The following is a 17,242-nucleotide window of genomic DNA, read 5'->3' on the forward strand; positions in this document are numbered from 1 at the left end:
ATATGTATATAATTCTACATGAAAGTATGAAAACCCTTTTTTATTTTTCTATATTTTTTCTACATTTAGTGAAAGTAAAAAAACTTAGGGACCCTATTTAGGAATCCCTAAGCTTTGTTCATAAATTATGCTTTATATACGTTAGCCGCTTGAAGACCACGGTTGCCATCTACGATTTCAAATTCTACTTGTTGTCCTTCGGATAAAGACTTAAAGCCATCTTCTTGGATTGCAGAAAAATGAACGAATACATCGCTGCCATCTTCTCTTTCAATAAAGCCATAACCTTTTTCTGCACTGAACCATTTTACTTTCCCAAGCATGATAATTCCTCCTACCTTTAATACTGCAAGCGATTTAGAGTATCTAAATCTTGCTTTCATGTTATCACTATATATGTATGATGTCAATCAAAATATCACTTTATTTTCAAGTATATAACATATCGATATAATTTAACGAAACTATTAATCAATTATTTCATTCTATACTAATAATATAAACATTTAGGGTATATTTTACGCTTCATATATCCATTATATTTTTCAATTTATATTCACATTATACCTTATTTTTATAAATCTATGAATAATGTCAATTATCAAGATTGAATTTGTCTATTTTATTCATATCGTTGTATTTATTCCATATGCGCATCATTTTAATAATTATTTTATTTTATAAACAATTATGAAACAATACCATAATTATTCTTTTTGCGTAAGTTATTCACTATATTTTATACTCATACAAATAAATATCACTACTATCTAAAACGATATACTCCTTACAACATATAATGGATATATGATTACATATATCTATTTATAGCAGTACATATAGGTCTAGGGATACCAATCAATTCATTAGTAAAATTTTAAATATCATACTTAATTTCACAACAAAAAACTACCCTACATAGGAAACTCCGTATATAGGGTAGTTATATTTCTCTGATATCGTCTTATCGAATAACTTTTGATAAGAAAGACTTTGTTCGTTCATGTTTTGGAGTATCGAATACTTCTGCTGGTGTTCCTTCTTCCAAAATTTCGCCACCATCTACAAATAATACACGTGTAGCTACTTCTTTGGCAAAGCTCATTTCATGAGTAACGATGACCATAGTCATCCCCTCTTTAGCCAAATCTTTCATAACGTCTAATACTTCACTAACCATCTCTGGATCTAACGCTGATGTAGGTTCGTCAAAAAGCATGACTTTTGGTTTCATCGCTAACGCTCTAGCAATGGCTACACGCTGTTGCTGCCCCCCAGATAATTGTTCTGGGTACGCCTCTGCTTTATCGGATAAACCTACTTTTCCCAATAAATCACGAGCAATGCTTTCCGCTTCAGATTTTGAAAGTCCTCTAATTTTTTGTGGTGCTAAAGTAATATTATCTAGCACAGTCATATGAGGAAATAGATTAAACCGCTGGAATACCATGCCCACTTCAGCGCGTACGTTGTTGATGTTTTCTTTCACATTTAAGTTCTTGCCATCTACAATCACGTCACCTTCTGTTGGTTCTTCTAAATAGTTCATACAGCGCAATACAGTACTTTTACCAGAGCCAGATGGTCCAATAATAACCACTACTTCACCAGCATCGATTTCTGTAGAAACGCCTTTTAAGACATGCAATTGTCCAAAGTATTTATGTACATTCTGTAATTGAATCATTTGATATTATATTTCCTTTCTAAGTACGCTACGAGTCGGGAAATGGTTAATGTCATAATCAAGTAAATCACCGCTACGGCTGTCCAAATTTCAAAGGAACCGTAGGTACGAGCGATAATTAATTGTCCTCGACGTGTCAATTCTTCAAAACCAATAACTGCTACTAGAGAAGTATCTTTCAACATAGCAATAAATTCATTGCCCAATGGTGGAATGATAGCTTTGAAAGCTTGTGGCATAATAACATAGCGCATCGTTTGGAACCAAGTTAAACCTAAAGAGCGACCTGCTTCCATTTGACCTTTATTAATAGATTGGATACCGGCACGGAAAATTTCTGAAACATAAGCACCAGAGTTTATAGAACAAGCCAAGACGGCGGCTAAATAGGGCCCAATTGGTTCTGGCGCACCATTGGCATTAACGATAGCCCCCAATAATTTAGGACCACCAAAGTAAATCATAAAGATTTGTACTAATAGTGGTGTGCCACGAAATAGTTCTACATAACATTTTGCGATCAAACGAATCACTTTAAATCGTGATAAGTTCATCAGCGCCACTACTAGTCCAATAAAGAAACCAAAGCCCACACTCATGAGGGTAATTTGAATTGTAATTCCAGCCCCTCCAATTAACAGGGGTAAAGAGTCGACAATTAACTGCCAATTAAAATCCATCGTTACCTATCCATCCTTTCATTCAACACAGATAAGGAGGCACAAAGCCTCCTTATATAGTACATTATTTTCCTTCGTATGTCACGGGAATATCCTTAGGCATGTCAGTTTTAAACCATGTTTGGTATATCTTATTTAAAGTACCATCTTGCTTCATCTCTGTCAATGCTTTATTTACACTATCTACTAGGTCTTTATTCTTTTTATTCATAGCTAAACCAAAGTATTCTTTCGTATTTGGATAAGCGATAATCGTTAAGTGTTGATCACTATGTTTGGCTACGTAATACTGAGCCACTGGCAAATCAATTAAGGCCCCTTCTACACCACCATTTTGTAATTCTAATAAAGCATCGCTAGTATGGTCAAAGTTTTTTACTATAGCTCCATTGATTTTGTTTGCTAAGTCTGCCCCTGTAGTACCCATTTGTACGGCAATCGTTTTTCCTGTCAAATCATCTAAACTTTTAATAACGCTACTTTCCTTGACAACCACAGCCATACCAGATTCATAATAAGGCATACTGAAACCAACTTTTTCCATCCGTGCTTTTGTAATGGTCATCCCCGATGCTGCTAAATCAATTTCGCCATTATCTAAAGCTGGTACTAGTGCATCAAAAGGAACATTTTTAAATTCAATAGTTTTCCCCGTCCGTTTCGCAATTTCTTTAGCTACATCGATGTCAAAACCTTGTAATTCTTCGGATCCTTCTTGCTTAAACTCAAACGGTACAAACGTTGCATTAGTGCCTATCTTCAAGACACTTCCTTTTTGTACTTGGTCTCCTCCTTGAGAGCCACATCCCCCTAGTAGTGCTACTACACCTAAAGCTAATAAGCCCGTACATATTAATTTTTTTACATTTGCTTTCATAATTGGTCTCCTTTATTAAATATCTTATGTATATCTTATGCACTAATTATACATCTATACGAATATTTAGTCAACATAAATTTACATATATTTTGTATTTTTATTAATTCTTGTTATATTTGTTAAATTGTATAAGCAATATATAGAAACTGATATACCAAAAAAGCATAAAAAAATACACAGCAGAACAATTTCTGCTGTGTTTCATACGGCTGACCTGGTCTTTGCCCCCACACTCGCCTGCTGGAAGGTTCGCTCTTAAGCCATGCTCCCCACTACTACCCCTCTCGACATATTTTGTCGGCAGGTCTTACATCTAAGCCGCACCATGCTCACAATTTCTCATTGCTTATGTGGATCGTTTCGCCTGCGACTGGCCTCGACTTTCAACCACAGACCCGTTATGTACTCTTATTATATCTATATTTTTCACTTTTGTCACTTAGGAACTATCATGATATTTTTCATTTTACTTATATCATTTTTATATAGTACATTTATAAAAAAGACTTGCTTTTTTTCATCAAATATACATCAGCTTTACTCCATCCCATGTTTATCACATTCTCACTTTTTATGTAAATGATGAGAACTTTTCAGTACATTTTTGTCCACTCTATAGGGTATATTCAAGGATAGAATTTTATTGTATAATGTGTGTACTTAAGTAAACGAAGAATATAAAAACGGTGGTTTTCCAAAAGAGAGTACACCGTTTCTGTTTGTTAGGAAGGGTTTGCACATGTTTATGTTATCATTAATTCAAGAATCAGGGGCTTACGAACAAGATAAAAGCACCTTAGAGTTAGTAACCTTACAGCTCTTACAAATGATTCAGATGAAAAGCCAAACTTTATATGTGCATTCAGTACAGGTTGCCAATTATGCTGTAGCCATTGCTGCTAAAATGGGTTTGCCAAAAGGTGAAATCGAATTGATTCGCCACGCAGCGTGTTTACACGATTTAGGCTTAATTTGCTTACCTACCACTACCTTGATGAAGTTTCCCTACTTCAACCGTCAGGAATTATCCAAATACAAGCAACATCCTGTATTTGGGGCTAGCATGATTGAAAACTATCCATGTTGTCAACCTATCATCCCTTACGTTAAATACCATCATGAGCGTTGGGATGGCACAGGTTTTCCAAAACACTTACGAGGTGCCAATATTCCATTAGGAGCTCGCATTATTGGTATTGCTGATTACTACGTAACAGCCATCGATCCAGCTTCAGATACAAGCCTACAACCTCGTAGCGAGATCAAACAAGAACTATTTAGACACTCTGGCACACAATTTGATCCAGATGTGGTGAAAGCATTCATAGAAATATTAGGATAATCATTAGGCTCCACTTGCTAAAGTGAGAGCCTTTATCTTTGCTTTAGGTAAGACAGCATGGATTGTCTCCGTTGCTTCTAATAAGGTGGCCCCTGTTGTATAGATGTCATCCACTAGTAATATACTGATTTCTTTGTCTACATAGGCATCCACCATAGTAGAACGAACTAAGAAATGACCTTTCATATTTTTTCGTCGTTCTTCCTTTGTCAATGTCCACATCGGTTTAGATCCATCTAATTTCAACAATAAATCTACCCAATTCCAACCTTGTTGCATAACCCAACTTTTGAATAGCACATCCACTTGATTATACCCCCGTTGTTTCCGTTTGCTTTCACTAATGGGAATAGGTACAACAATGGTTGGTACATACTTCATATCCAAACAAGTAACTGTAAAACGTTGTAAAAAAGGAGCGGCTCCTAGAGCTCGCTCCTTTTTTCCATTAAATTTTATATCGTGTAGCATGGTTTTAATGCCACCTACATAATCTGCTAGAATATATATACATTCTAAAGAAGAAAATTTTGGACCTATTATACAACGTTCATGCATAACTGCTTGCAAACATGTATCACACCACTCGCCTTGAGTATATACATCTTTACCACAATGGATACAAGTAGGTGGACACAATACGTCCCATAATCTCATTAGATCGCCCCCTCTAAGCGTTCTTTAAATAATGTATATCGATAATTTGTATCTACTCGATTCACCGCTGTATCTACAGCCGTTTCGCTACCGATAAGTAACACCTTATCCTTAGCACGTGTAATCGCTGTATAGAGTAGATTTCGCTGTAACATCACATTATAGGCAGAAATAAATGGTAGAATGATACGTTCATATTCACTACCCTGTGCTTTATGAACCGTAATTGCATAAGCAAGTGCCATCGTCATCATATCTTCTTCGTCAAGAGTCATCGATTTATCTGGAAATTTTACATGTACCTGTTTGCCAAGTATATCTGTAATTACACCAATTTCTCCATTGTACACATCTTGATCATAATTATTTTCCATTTGAATAATCTTATCTCCAATGCGATACACTGTACCATCTACTTTTAATTCTTCTTCACCACTTCTTCTCGGATTCAATTCTTCTTGCAAATATTTAGAAATAGCCGCACTACCTATGACGCCTTTACGCATAGGACAAACGATTTGAATATCTAGGTCAGACTCTACGTACTGTAATTCCTCTCGATAATGCTTAGTAACCGCTAATAGGACACTTTCCACATCATGAGCACTTTCAAATTGAAATTCATCACAACTCGATAGATCGGGCATCTCACCATGATTGATCGCGTAGGCATTATCGATGATTCGATTCCCCTCTTGTTGGCGATAAATCTGCGTTAACCCTTGATAAGGTATTACAGAACTAGTCAACATATCTCGCAGAATAAAGCCCGCACCAATAGGTGGCAATTGATCCACATCTCCCACAAGGACCACATAAGCACTAGGTGGAATCGCCTGTATCAGGGCATAGTATAGCTCTAAATTAAGCATAGATGATTCATCAACGATAACTACATCTACCTCTAATGGCTCATCTTGATTCCGGGCAAAGGTATAAATAGTATTATCAAGTTCTGGCTCTAGCAAGCGATGAATAGTATAAGCCTCCATACCCGTCGCTTCCGACAGACGTTTTGTAGCTCGTCCTGTAGGCGCACAGAGGACAATACGTTTTAAATTTCCTTGCTGAAATCCTTCTACTAAGGCTTTGATAATAGTGGTCTTTCCTGTACCTGGACCTCCAGTGATAATAGAGAATCGATGACTAAGCGCCATATGAATAGCTTGCTTTTGCTCCACCCCTAACTCCATGGAATGCTTAATTTCATAACTTTTGCAGAAATCATCACCATCCAATAAAGGTAGTACATCATTATCTAGGAAAGCTTCTGTGAAATCTACGCTGTCTACTTCTGCTCGATACACAGTAGGGTGGTAGATATACAGTACATCGTCGTGATCTACCTGTACATAGCGCTTTGTTTCAATTAAGGTTTCTAAACGGTCTACAATCACATCGATATACTCATCACCTAATAGATTCGACAACTGTACCATCAATTCCTCTACGGGCATACAAGAATGCCCTGAAGATCCGATCTGCTCCATGGTAAAGCGAATCCCTGCATCGATGCGCTTTGGATTATCAAAGGGAAATCCTAATTCTGCTGCAAAATGATCTACTACAGAAAAAGGCAAGTTTGTATCCACCGTCAATAGGTAATAAGGATTATCTTGCAGCATTTCTATGCTTTTAGCACCGTACACTTCGTAAAGTTGGCGACTCCAACGATTACTCATATTGTATTTAGCAAAAAAATCATTAATTTCCTGCAGGACTCCTTCACCTAACAAAACCTTATACAGTTCTTGCTTTGTTCTAAGGGATATATTAGGAACTTCTAATAATTCCATAGGATTTTCGTTTTTAAGAATTTCTAGAATAGAAATTCCAAAATAGTTCAGCATCTTATCTAATGATTTAGGCCCTAACCCTTTCACACTAAGACTTTCTAAATACCGTCTAGCACCTGCTAAGGTATCTGGCATCACACGTTGTATGCTTTGGACAGCAATCTGTTTGCCATATCTTTTATGGATGACAAACTTACCTTTAATTTCCACCTCTTCCCCTACTTTGGGAGGGGCTATATTTCCCGTACAAGTATGAGTATCTTCCTGATAATCCCGCACGATAAATATACAGTAATCTTCTTGAGGGGACTTATATATGACACGGTATACCGTTCCTAATACCGTTATCATAGAGATGCATTGGGCAATGCAGAAATAACAGCTTGTACCACATCTGCTACATTGCTAATATTTTCAATTTTAATGTGACTCACACGTTCATAAATTGGTTGACGCTCTTCGTATAGTCGGAAAATATATTCAATACTTTCTTTTAATAATGGACGAATTTCCATATCTAAATCGTCAAGGATTTGTTTTACATCTCGTTGGATCAATACCACATAACCAGATTCACGCATCAGTTCAGCTGTGGCATCACACAATACCGTACCACCACCTGTAGCAATGACACTGGCATTTTTTTTGCTGACTAAATCTTGAATTACATTGAGTTCTAATTGGTGGAATTCTTCTTCTCCATCATGAATAATAATATTTTGAATGGATTTTCCTGTACGCTCTTGGATTTCTGTATCCACATCAAAGAACTCTAAGCCTAATGCCTGTGCTAAGGCTTTACCAATCGTTGTTTTACCTGCTCCAGGCATACCAATTAAGAAAATATGTTGATGAACATGGTTCTTTTCATACTCTTTAGAAATACGAATTACCTCATTCATAAACTCTTTTGCATAATCCGCTAATTCAGGTTTTTCCAATGCTTGTACAGCCGATGCAAGGATTTCTTGCTCTCTTTGTACATCATGAATTTTCATCTGATGCTCTTCTTTATATTTTGCAATATCTACCACAATACTCAAACGTTCTTCAAAGAGGCGAATCATTTCTTTATTAATAGCATCAATTTTTTGGCGATTTTCTTGTAATTTCATAGATATACTCCTTAGAATTTTTTATAGATAGTACTATGTAAATGCTTTAATGCAAAGGTCTTATCATCTTCCATTTGATCGATAAGGGCTTGCAGGGAATCAAACTTTACTTCTCCTCGGATAAAAGCAAGAAATTCTACCGTAGCCACTTCTCCGTATACATCATCAGAAAAATCAAATAAATGGGTTTCAAAACGATGATATTGATTGGTAAAAGTTGGATTATCTCCCATATTACCTACTGCACCATACCATTTACCACCGATGTATACTTGGTTTACATACACACCATCAGCTGGCGCTGCCATAGTATCCGGAAAATGAAAGTTTAACGTAGGAAACCCCAAAGTGCGCCCCCGTTGATCCCCTTTCACTACTGTGCCCGTAAATCGGTAAGGTCTACCTAGCATGGTATTAGCTAATTCAATATCACCACGTAAAATGCTACTGCGTATGGCAGTACTCGATATAGGCGCATCAATCCAATCATAACGCACCAATTCTTGATCATGCACTTCAATAGACGGATATAACTGACGAATTAACTGAGAATTACCTAACCCTTTATATCCAAAATTAAAGTTTGCACCTACTACTATTTTCAGTACATCACGATGAGCACATAAACTATGAATAAAATCTTCCCCTGACTGCGCTACTAATTCTTGAGTCATAGGAAGCTCCAATATATAATCAACACCCATAGCCTGTAACATATCATATCGTTCTTCTCGTTGTAACAAACGAGGTGGAATTTGTTTCGGTTGTAATATAGTAAATGGATGGGCATCGAAGGTAACAATCACAGAAACTCCATGACATGCCTTAGCGCTGTCACAGACTTCCTTAATGATTGATTGATGACCTAAATGCAGTCCATCAAAGGTTCCCATTCCATATACAATGGGTTCCTGTATCGTATCTAACTCTGATATCGTATATAAAATATTCATATTGATCCTTATCTTTTGAAATATGAAATAGAACTTTTATTTCGTTTATTCTTTATTATAACACAACCGAAGACTATAGAAAGTGTATACATGTATTTCTCTAAAAGAAATACAATATCACCATATACAGTTTTATTTGTAATATCCTATTCAGTATAATACACGCCATATAAGATGCTTTTCTATCAAATAGTATACACAAGAAAATGGTCAGGTTCCCATGAGGTTCCTGACCATTTTTATACTTACATCATATGTATATATTTTTCTCTACTTTTAAAGTATCATCCAATCGTCGCAAGATACTCATAAATCCATTCACATCATAGGCTCTCACTAATGTATCTACTGTGATTTCATCTGGCGACACACAGAAAGTTCCATTCGGTTTGATTGTATGGATTGGAACTTGTTTCCCTTGCACCAAGCGTGTTCGATTAATATCATTGATATACACCGCTGGCAAGTGCATTAGCAAAGTATCTACTGGCTGTACAGCTTGTTCCACCAGTGTTTCTAGTTCTTCGATGGTCACAGACTGTTCAATGTTGCATTGTCCTACTGCGGTACGGCATAATTGTGTCATCATACCACATAGACCCAATCGCTGACATATATCCCGTAACAAAGCGCGCACATAAGTTCCCGCAGAACATCGTACACGAATGGTAAAGAATGGAAATGCATAGGCCAGTAACTCGATGTCATGGATATGAATAAAACGAGATGGCAGTTCAAATTCTACTCCTGCACGGGCTAAATCATAAGCACGTTGCCCATTGATTTTGATAGCAGAATACTTAGATGGCTGTTGTTCAATCGAACCTTGGAAGGACTGCACTGCTTGTTCTAATTCACCCCAACTAGGAGCCTCAATACTATCTAAAGTACGTAATATATTCCCTGTGCTATCTTCTGTATCTGTTTCAACGCCAAATTTGCATTCCGCCACATAGGTTTTACCAATGGACTCTGTGTATTCGATGGCACGAGTGGCTTTTCCGACAAAGATAGGTAGCACTCCATACGCCAATGGATCTAACGTCCCACTATGACCGATACGGCGCTCTTTCAAAATGCGTCGACAAATACCGATCGCATCATGGCTCGTGATGCCTGGTGGCTTGATTAAAGAAATAACACCATCCATTAATCAATCACCGCTAAGATTTGTTCCAATGCTTCGTGGATAGGACTTTCGATAGAGCAGCCAGCTGCTCGAATATGCCCACCACCGCCAAAGTGACTAGCAATTTGATTTGCATCTCGCACTTTGGAGCGAATGCTAGCACGAGTTACCGTCTCTGTTTTCGCTTTTAAAACGATAGCTACATCCACACCTTTGATGTTTCGAATCATGTCCACAAATCCATCGGTATCATCTCCAATGCGCTCCATCAGCGGTAATGTCAAGCACATGGATACCACTTGCCCTTCATGGTGAAAGGACACATTATCTAAGACCTGTTTCATCACCTCGATACGACCTGGTTCTACCATTTCTATGGCTTCAGAAATCACATGTGGCTGTGCCCCTGCTTGTAAACATAGACCTGCCATCTCCATCGTATGTGCTGTTGTATTAGAGAATTTAAAGAACCCTGTATCTGTCGCCATAGCCATGTACAAAGCTTGTCCCATCGATTGAGTGATTTCCCAATTCCATATCTTACATAGGTACGCCACGGTTTCTCCAGTAGAAGAAAAATCAGGACGTAAATATAAGCCGCCTGCAAATTCTGTATTAGAAATATGATGGTCTATATTAAAAGTAGGTGCACTCACTCGTACACCTACTTCTCCAATTCGTTCAAATGTGCTAGCGTCCAAAATAAGTAGCATATCCGATGTATAACCGGTTTCTAAACTTTCAATAGGCTCAATCTTAGAGCATAGAGGAAGAAAAGAAAACTTTTCAGGAATCACATCATCTACTACCATGCGAACTGCTTTCCCTTGGGCTACCAAGGCTTCATACATAGCGAGCATGGAACCAATAGCATCTCCATCAGGACTAACATGAACGGTAAGAAGAATAGAATGGGCTGTATCAATCGATGTTTTTAGTTGATCAATACTAATTTTTGCCATTATTGTTCCTCTTGTTTAATAGAATTTAATAATCCTTCGATGTGCATACTGTAATCTAAGGATGTATCTGCATCAAAGGCAATGCTAGGAATATGGCGCAATTGAAGCACCTTTCCTAGTTCAGAGCGGAAGTAGCCAGCGCTTCTACGCAAAGTCTCTAAAGACTGTTGTTTCTCCGCCTCACTACCGAATAAGCTTACATAAATCGTAGCTTCTCGCAAATCGCCAGTAACACGTACATCGGTAACAGTAACAAATCCAATACGAGGGTCTTTCAACCCACGCAGTAAGATTTGACTTGCTTCTTGTTTAATAAACTCTTGTAATTTTCGTACACGAACTTCGCTCATGGATACCTCCTATAATTCTGGGGCAATTTCTTCCATTTTGTACGCTTCGATCACGTCGCCTTCTTTCACATCACGGTAACGTTCTAGGGAAATACCACACTCAAAGCTGGTAGCTACTTCTTTCACTTCATCTTTGAAACGGCGTAAGGAATCGATATGCCCTTCATGGATAACGATACCATCACGGATTAAGCGAATTTCAGAGTTATTCGTGATTTTACCTTCTGTTACATAGGAACCCGCAACGATAGCTTTCGGCGTAGAAATTACTTGACGAACTTCTGCACGGCCTAAGATAACTTCTTTAAATTCAGGAGTTAACATACCACGCATAGCGGCTTCGATTTCATTGATCGCATCGTAGATGACACGGTATGTACGAAGGTCAACACTTTCTTTTTCTGCTTCTTTACGTACATTTGCATCTGGACGCACGTTAAAGCCGATAATAATCGCACCCGATGCAGAGGCTAACATCACATCAGATTCGTTGATGGCACCTACTGCACTGTGGATAATGTTGATGCGTACTTCTGGGTTTTTAATGCCCTCTAAGGATTGACGTAACGCTTCTACAGAACCTTGTACGTCACCTTTGATAATAATATTTAAGTCTTTCAATTCCCCTTGTTGCATTTGGTTGAACAAATCATCAAGAGTGACTTTTGTTTTCGCATTCATTTCAGTAATGCGTTGTTTTTCAATACGTTTTTCTGCAATAGAACGAGCTTCGTTGTCATCTACAGCGAATATCACTTCACCAGCTTGTGGTACATCAGATAAACCTAAGATTTCCACAGGCATAGATGGGCGAGCCACTTTTACTTTTTCTCCACGTTCATTCGTCATAGCACGTACTTTACCGTAGGCTACGCCGGCAAGGATCGTTTCCCCTACACGTAAGGAACCTTTTTGTACCAATACTGTACATACAGGACCACGGCCTTTATCCAATTGGGCTTCGATAACGATACCTTGTGCCTTACGGTTAGGGTTCGCTTTCAATTCTTGTACTTCTGCTACCAACAAGATAGTTTCCAATAGATCTTCAATACCTTGACGTTGTTTTGCAGATACAGGAACCATGATAGTATCACCGCCCCATTCTTCTGGTAACAAACCATGTTCAGACAATTGTTGTTTTACATGGTCAGGATTAGCTCCTGGTTTATCCATTTTATTGATGGCTACGATAATTGGCACCTCTGCAGATTTAGCATGGTTGATAGCCTCAATAGTTTGTGGCATAACACCATCATCAGCAGCTACGACAAGGACTGCGATATCCGTGGACTGAGCACCACGCAAACGCATCGCTGTGAAAGCTTCATGGCCTGGTGTATCAAGGAATGTAATTTTATTACCTTCATAGCGAACTTGGTATGCACCGATATGCTGCGTAATACCACCTGCTTCAGAAGCTGTTACATTGGTAGAACGAATCACGTCCAACAAAGATGTTTTACCATGGTCAACGTGACCCATGATGGTAACAACTGGTGGACGAGCTTGTAAGCTTTCTGGGCTATCCTCGATTTCGATGATTTCTGTAGGATCTTGTTCAGGTTCTACTTCTACCACTTCCACGCCGAAATCTTCTGCTAATACCATAGCAGTTTCCACATCAATTTCTTGGTTGATGGTAGCCATAACACCTAACATCATCAATTTTTTGATGATTTCAGATACTTCACGACCCATTTTTTCAGCCAATTCTTTAACAGTTAATGGCCCAGACAGTTCGATAGACGTAGCAATCGCTGCTTCAGCCTTACGACGTTCTTCTTCTTTTTGTTTGATGTGTTGCTCATTACGTTGCTTAACCTTATTTTTATTTTTTTGCAACGCAGAAGATACTAAGGATTGAGTACGTTCGCCTTTTTTGCCTTTTTTATCTTTTTTATTGCGACGCTCGCTACGATTTTCATTGCGATGTTCAGATTCAAAACGACGATTTTCTTTTTGACGATCCACTTCACGACTCGCTTGACGATCACGACCTTCTGTTTTCACAGTAAGAGCTGGATCCACTTGTGGAATCTCTAAGCGGCGTTCACGACGTTGTCCATCATTGCGACGATCATTATTACGATCATTATTACGGTCGTTACTACGATTGTTGTTGCGATCATGATTGCGGTCGAATCTGCCACCATTGTTAGGACGATTACCACCATTACGATTGTCTTGACGTTGATCATTGCGACCTTCTGGACGACGACCATCACGGTTTTGACCATTTCGTTGGTTAGAACGATTGTCTCCACGGTCATTTCTATCATTGCGATGATCTCGTTGACCATTATTTTTACCATCACGATTGAATGGACGGTCACGCTTTTCACCACGGTCATTACGGTCTCCACGATCGTTACGATCATTGCGATTATTTCTATCTTGTTTAGGTCCACGTCTTTCGCTATCTTCATTGCGACGGTATTCGTGTACTTTCTTTTGCGGTGCTTGTTGAGTTGCTTTTGGTGCTTCACTTTGTGCTTGTTTAGCGCCACCTGCTAACGATTGTTTAATCATAGATACTTGTGAATCCTCCACTGTACTCATATGGCTTTTCACTTCTACATTGTGCTTTTTTAAAGCATCAATCACTACTTTATTTTCTACACCTAGGTCTTTTGCTACTTCATATACTCTTTTTTTGGACATCTACATTCCCCCTCTACTGATTCTTATCTATTTCAGCTAGCAAGGATTTAGCAAATCCAGCATCATTTACTAATATAACTGCTCGCATTTCTTTTCCCAATGCTCTACCTAGTTCCTCTTTGGTCCCTACTAAACGAAGGGGCACCTGATGAGACTCGGCTAAGTGCATATATTTTTCAGCATTATTCTGCGCACAATCTTCGGCCATAATCAACAGTGGATAGGCTTGCCGCTTCATGGACCGTTCCACTACAAAATCGCCTGATAATAAGCGACCTGCTCGCTGTGCTAATCCTAATATATTCAACACTTTTTCTTTATTCATGGGATATTTGTTCCTTTAAAGATTCATAAATTTCTTGTGAAACTTTATGTTTTAGCGAACGCTCTAATCGTTTGGCTTTATACGCCATGTCTAGGCATTCTACTTTCATTTCCATATATGCTCCCCGTCCAGGGGCTTTACCTGTGGGGTCAATAGAAATCTCTCCCGTTGGACTCAACACAACACGTGTTAACTCTTTCTTGGGAAGAAGTTCTCCACATCCCACACATACTCGCATAGGCTGAGACTTCTGTTTCATATTAGTCTTCATCTCCAAAAGCATCCAAGGAAATCATATCATCAGATTCCACATATTCACCGGCTTCAGCGGCTTGTGTTTCACTTTTAATATCAATTTTCCAGTTTGTTAATTTCGCCGCTAAACGGGCATTTTGCCCTGCTTTACCGATAGCCAGTGAAAGTTGGTAATCTGGCACCACAACAGAAGATGTTTTTTCTTCATCACGAGCTACTACGCTTACCACTTTTGCTGGACTTAAGGCATTGGCAATGTATACCGCTGGATCTTCATCCCATTTCACAATATCTATTTTTTCGCCATTTAGCTCATCCACGATATTTTGTACACGTTGTCCTTTAGGACCAACACATGCGCCTACTGCATCCACTTCTTCCTCGCGAGATACAACAGCAATTTTAGAACGCATACCTGGCTCACGAGCTACTGATTTCAATTCTACTGTACCTTCTGCAATTTCTGGCACTTCTAATTCAAACAAGCGTTTTAATAAACCAGGATGTGTACGGGAAATCATGATTTGAGGGCCTTTTGTGGTCTTTTTCACTTCCACAATATAGCATTTAATGCGGTCTCCCACAGCATAGCTTTCACTAGGAATTTGCTCAGATACAGGTAAAATCGCCTCAGTTTTTCCTAGATTAATGAATACATTTCGACCCTCAATACGTTCCACCAAACCAGTCAAAATATCGCCTTCACGGCTGGAATATTCATCATAGACAATGTTGCGTTCTGCTTCTTTCAAGCGTTGAATCAGCAATTGTTTTGCCGTATGGGCTGCACTACGACCGAAGTTTTTTGGCGTTACATCCACTTCGATAATATCGCCGATTTCCATACGTTTATCCAATTGACGAGCATCTACTAACGCAATTTCTACTTCTTCATTTTCAGGCGTGTCCACTACTGTTTTCTTAGCCAACACTTTATAATCACCTGTTTCACGATTGAAATAAATATATGCCTCTTGATTTGCTCCCACCTCTTTACGATAGGCTTGTAATAATGCCACTTCAAGAGAATCAAAAATAATCTCTGGTGCCACCCCTTTTTGTTTAGTAACTGCTAATACCGCTTGTACTAATTCTTGACTCACTGGTTTCCTCCCTTAAAAATCTAAATGTAAACGAATTTGTGCAATAGCTGCACGTTCTAGATCAATACGTTCTTCTTGCACCTGAATCGTGATGACTTCATCAGAATAGCCTTGCAAAGATCCTGTGTATTGCTTTTTACCATCAATAGGTTTAAACAATTGAATATCCACATCACGTCCATGGTAGCGAATGAAATCTTTTTCTTTTTTCAACACTCGATCCAATCCTGGAGAAGATACTTCTAACAAGTAATTTTCTTTGATTGGGTCTTTTGCATCTAATACTTCGCTTAATTTTTCACTCACCATTTGGCAGTCATCTAAGTCGATGCCACCCTCTTTGTCTAAAAATACACGCAAGTACCATTCCCGCTCATGCACATACTCCACATCTACAAGCTCTAACTCCGTAGACTCTATAATCGTTTCTACTACTTCGGACACAAATTCCTCTACGGCGTCACGTTTCATCTTATCCCCTCCCTGCATTAGTATAAGAGAAAGAGTGAGCCGCAGCTCACTCTTTTAATAGATTCTATAAAAGTTACTTCTAGTATACCACAACTAACTAAAAATAGCTACAGTAAACCATTACGTTTTAAGGCATCTTCCCATTCTTGTTCTTTGAATCCTACAAGCACTGTATCGTCTAAGACCAAAATAGGACGTTTCACCAACATGCCATTCGTTGCTAATAAGGCTAACTTCTCGTCCTCTGTCATAGTTGGTAATTTATCTTTAATACCTTCTCCACGATAAATTTGACCAGATGTATTAAAGAAGGCTTTAATATCTGCTTTCTTGCTTTTTGGATACCATACACCTAATTCTTCCGCTGTTGGGTTTTCTTCTTTAATATCACGATGGGTATAGTGAATACCATGATCATCTAAATATTTTTTTGCTCGTTTGCAAGTCGTACATTTTGGATATTCAATATATAACATTTCTCTGTCCCTCCAATTACTATATTTCACCATTAGAAAATTTTTCTTTTAATACCTGTAATAAAACTTCTGTCATTTCGCTAGCCGCAAAGACATACTCTTTTAATTTACCTCGTTCTTCTGCTACTTTCATAGCAGAAACTTCAAAGGGATCTAACACCACAGATAAGACTGGAGTTTGTGCTTGTTCTAGATCTTCCGTCAAGTACCCCGAAATACTTTCACCTTCCGCAGGATCAAATCGCTCTACTTTTACAATAGGGCAATATTCATACATCAATTTACGCAAAGTCATCATAAAGTATGCCTTATCCTCGATAAATTGCGCTGCTTCATCTTTAGTCATACTAAAAATATCTACCTTCACACGTTCCATTTCACCATGTGTTGTCATAGG

Annotated in this window: 19 protein-coding genes; 1 reads left to right on the top strand and 18 read right to left on the bottom strand. The window is 38.4% G+C overall.

What is annotated here, in order from left to right; translation table 11 throughout:
• Window positions 1–125 precede the first annotated feature (125 nt).
• The 4 genes from EO112_RS01555 to EO112_RS01570 form a co-directional block, all read right to left on the bottom strand.
• Window positions 126–323: a cold shock domain-containing protein gene (locus EO112_RS01555; RefSeq protein ID WP_009354004.1), complete on the bottom strand. Its 198-nt coding sequence runs from the start codon at window positions 321–323 to the stop codon at window positions 126–128.
• Between the two features lie 641 nt (window positions 324–964).
• On the bottom strand, window positions 965–1,687 hold the full coding sequence (locus EO112_RS01560; protein WP_127162587.1) for an amino acid ABC transporter ATP-binding protein: 723 nt from the start codon (window positions 1,685–1,687) through the stop codon (window positions 965–967).
• Complete coding sequence (locus EO112_RS01565; protein ID WP_009372151.1) at window positions 1,684–2,367, bottom strand: amino acid ABC transporter permease; 684 nt, start codon at window positions 2,365–2,367, stop codon at window positions 1,684–1,686. The genes EO112_RS01560 and EO112_RS01565 overlap by 4 nt, the downstream gene beginning before the upstream one ends.
• A 64-nt stretch (window positions 2,368–2,431) precedes the next feature.
• The gene (locus EO112_RS01570) at window positions 2,432–3,247 is read right to left on the bottom strand and encodes a basic amino acid ABC transporter substrate-binding protein (RefSeq protein ID WP_369813347.1); all 816 of its coding nucleotides are present in this window, start codon (window positions 3,245–3,247) and stop codon (window positions 2,432–2,434) included.
• 739 nt (window positions 3,248–3,986) lie between these two features.
• Here EO112_RS01570 and EO112_RS01575 point away from each other — a divergent pair.
• Window positions 3,987–4,589 carry an HD-GYP domain-containing protein gene (locus tag EO112_RS01575; RefSeq protein WP_009372171.1) on the top strand — a complete coding sequence of 201 codons (603 nt, stop codon included), beginning with the start codon at window positions 3,987–3,989 and terminating at the stop codon, window positions 4,587–4,589.
• Window positions 4,590–4,592: 3 nt separating this feature from the next.
• Here the strand turns inward: EO112_RS01575 and EO112_RS01580 are convergent, their stop codons facing one another.
• The 14 genes from EO112_RS01580 to EO112_RS01645 form a co-directional block, all read right to left on the bottom strand.
• Entirely contained in the window at window positions 4,593–5,246 is a 654-nt protein-coding gene (locus EO112_RS01580) for a ComF family protein (protein WP_127011119.1), read from the bottom strand.
• Entirely contained in the window at window positions 5,246–7,393 is a 2,148-nt protein-coding gene (locus EO112_RS01585) for an ATP-dependent RecD-like DNA helicase (RefSeq protein ID WP_127162589.1), read from the bottom strand. Before EO112_RS01585 ends, EO112_RS01580 begins: the two co-directional genes overlap by 1 nt.
• Window positions 7,390–8,157, bottom strand: coding sequence for a shikimate kinase (locus EO112_RS01590; RefSeq protein ID WP_127162591.1), 768 nt, complete (start codon window positions 8,155–8,157; stop codon window positions 7,390–7,392). The genes EO112_RS01585 and EO112_RS01590 overlap by 4 nt, the downstream gene beginning before the upstream one ends.
• Before the next feature lie 11 nt (window positions 8,158–8,168).
• Entirely contained in the window at window positions 8,169–9,110 is a 942-nt protein-coding gene (locus EO112_RS01595) for a bifunctional riboflavin kinase/FAD synthetase (RefSeq protein WP_009354001.1), read from the bottom strand.
• 250 nt (window positions 9,111–9,360) lie between these two features.
• Window positions 9,361–10,260: a tRNA pseudouridine(55) synthase TruB gene (gene truB, locus EO112_RS01600; protein ID WP_127162593.1), complete on the bottom strand. Its 900-nt coding sequence runs from the start codon at window positions 10,258–10,260 to the stop codon at window positions 9,361–9,363.
• The gene (locus EO112_RS01605) at window positions 10,260–11,201 is read right to left on the bottom strand and encodes a bifunctional oligoribonuclease/PAP phosphatase NrnA (RefSeq protein WP_127162595.1); all 942 of its coding nucleotides are present in this window, start codon (window positions 11,199–11,201) and stop codon (window positions 10,260–10,262) included. Before EO112_RS01605 ends, truB begins: the two co-directional genes overlap by 1 nt.
• On the bottom strand, window positions 11,201–11,551 hold the full coding sequence (gene rbfA, locus EO112_RS01610; RefSeq protein WP_009372220.1) for a 30S ribosome-binding factor RbfA: 351 nt from the start codon (window positions 11,549–11,551) through the stop codon (window positions 11,201–11,203). The genes EO112_RS01605 and rbfA overlap by 1 nt, the downstream gene beginning before the upstream one ends.
• Before the next feature lie 9 nt (window positions 11,552–11,560).
• A complete protein-coding gene (infB, locus tag EO112_RS01615; RefSeq protein ID WP_127162597.1) occupies window positions 11,561–14,215 on the bottom strand; it encodes a translation initiation factor IF-2 in 2,655 nt (884 codons plus the stop codon).
• Window positions 14,216–14,228: 13 nt separating this feature from the next.
• The gene (locus EO112_RS01620; protein WP_127162600.1) at window positions 14,229–14,540 is read right to left on the bottom strand and encodes a ribosomal L7Ae/L30e/S12e/Gadd45 family protein; all 312 of its coding nucleotides are present in this window, start codon (window positions 14,538–14,540) and stop codon (window positions 14,229–14,231) included.
• Window positions 14,533–14,799 carry an RNase P modulator RnpM gene (gene rnpM, locus EO112_RS01625; protein WP_038145077.1) on the bottom strand — a complete coding sequence of 89 codons (267 nt, stop codon included), beginning with the start codon at window positions 14,797–14,799 and terminating at the stop codon, window positions 14,533–14,535. Before rnpM ends, EO112_RS01620 begins: the two co-directional genes overlap by 8 nt.
• A gap of 1 nt (window position 14,800) precedes the next feature.
• Complete coding sequence (gene nusA, locus EO112_RS01630) at window positions 14,801–15,898, bottom strand: transcription termination factor NusA (RefSeq protein WP_009372179.1); 1,098 nt, start codon at window positions 15,896–15,898, stop codon at window positions 14,801–14,803.
• Between the two features lie 12 nt (window positions 15,899–15,910).
• The gene (gene rimP, locus EO112_RS01635) at window positions 15,911–16,369 is read right to left on the bottom strand and encodes a ribosome maturation factor RimP (RefSeq protein WP_009372209.1); all 459 of its coding nucleotides are present in this window, start codon (window positions 16,367–16,369) and stop codon (window positions 15,911–15,913) included.
• Between the two features lie 107 nt (window positions 16,370–16,476).
• Window positions 16,477–16,845, bottom strand: coding sequence for an arsenate reductase family protein (locus EO112_RS01640; protein ID WP_126940971.1), 369 nt, complete (start codon window positions 16,843–16,845; stop codon window positions 16,477–16,479).
• Between the two features lie 19 nt (window positions 16,846–16,864).
• Window positions 16,865–17,239 carry a hypothetical protein gene (locus tag EO112_RS01645; protein ID WP_062403195.1) on the bottom strand — a complete coding sequence of 125 codons (375 nt, stop codon included), beginning with the start codon at window positions 17,237–17,239 and terminating at the stop codon, window positions 16,865–16,867.
• Window positions 17,240–17,242 lie beyond the last annotated feature (3 nt).

The sequence above is a fragment of the Veillonella sp. VA141 genome (assembly GCF_003992175.1).
Classification (GTDB): Bacteria; Bacillota; Negativicutes; order Veillonellales; family Veillonellaceae; genus F0422.

Excerpts from the sequence above, each read along its gene's own strand:
- EO112_RS01560 (WP_127162587.1), bottom strand. The coding sequence starts at position 1,687 with ATGATTCAATTACAGAATGTACATAAATACTTTGGACAATTGCATGTC.
- infB (WP_127162597.1), bottom strand. The coding sequence starts at position 14,215 with ATGTCCAAAAAAAGAGTATATGAAGTAGCAAAAGACCTAGGTGTAGAA.
- EO112_RS01590 (WP_127162591.1), bottom strand. The coding sequence starts at position 8,157 with ATGAAATTACAAGAAAATCGCCAAAAAATTGATGCTATTAATAAAGAA.
- EO112_RS01575 (WP_009372171.1), top strand. The coding sequence starts at position 3,987 with ATGTTTATGTTATCATTAATTCAAGAATCAGGGGCTTACGAACAAGAT.
- EO112_RS01595 (WP_009354001.1), bottom strand. The coding sequence starts at position 9,110 with ATGAATATTTTATATACGATATCAGAGTTAGATACGATACAGGAACCC.
- rimP (WP_009372209.1), bottom strand. The coding sequence starts at position 16,369 with ATGAAACGTGACGCCGTAGAGGAATTTGTGTCCGAAGTAGTAGAAACG.
- EO112_RS01585 (WP_127162589.1), bottom strand. The coding sequence starts at position 7,393 with ATGATAACGGTATTAGGAACGGTATACCGTGTCATATATAAGTCCCCT.
- rnpM (WP_038145077.1), bottom strand. The coding sequence starts at position 14,799 with ATGAAACAGAAGTCTCAGCCTATGCGAGTATGTGTGGGATGTGGAGAA.
- EO112_RS01640 (WP_126940971.1), bottom strand. The coding sequence starts at position 16,845 with ATGTTATATATTGAATATCCAAAATGTACGACTTGCAAACGAGCAAAA.
- truB (WP_127162593.1), bottom strand. The coding sequence starts at position 10,260 with ATGGATGGTGTTATTTCTTTAATCAAGCCACCAGGCATCACGAGCCAT.
- rbfA (WP_009372220.1), bottom strand. The coding sequence starts at position 11,551 with ATGAGCGAAGTTCGTGTACGAAAATTACAAGAGTTTATTAAACAAGAA.
- EO112_RS01555 (WP_009354004.1), bottom strand. The coding sequence starts at position 323 with ATGCTTGGGAAAGTAAAATGGTTCAGTGCAGAAAAAGGTTATGGCTTT.
- EO112_RS01580 (WP_127011119.1), bottom strand. The coding sequence starts at position 5,246 with ATGAGATTATGGGACGTATTGTGTCCACCTACTTGTATCCATTGTGGT.
- EO112_RS01565 (WP_009372151.1), bottom strand. The coding sequence starts at position 2,367 with ATGGATTTTAATTGGCAGTTAATTGTCGACTCTTTACCCCTGTTAATT.
- EO112_RS01620 (WP_127162600.1), bottom strand. The coding sequence starts at position 14,540 with ATGAATAAAGAAAAAGTGTTGAATATATTAGGATTAGCACAGCGAGCA.
- EO112_RS01605 (WP_127162595.1), bottom strand. The coding sequence starts at position 11,201 with ATGGCAAAAATTAGTATTGATCAACTAAAAACATCGATTGATACAGCC.
- EO112_RS01645 (WP_062403195.1), bottom strand. The coding sequence starts at position 17,239 with ATGACAACACATGGTGAAATGGAACGTGTGAAGGTAGATATTTTTAGT.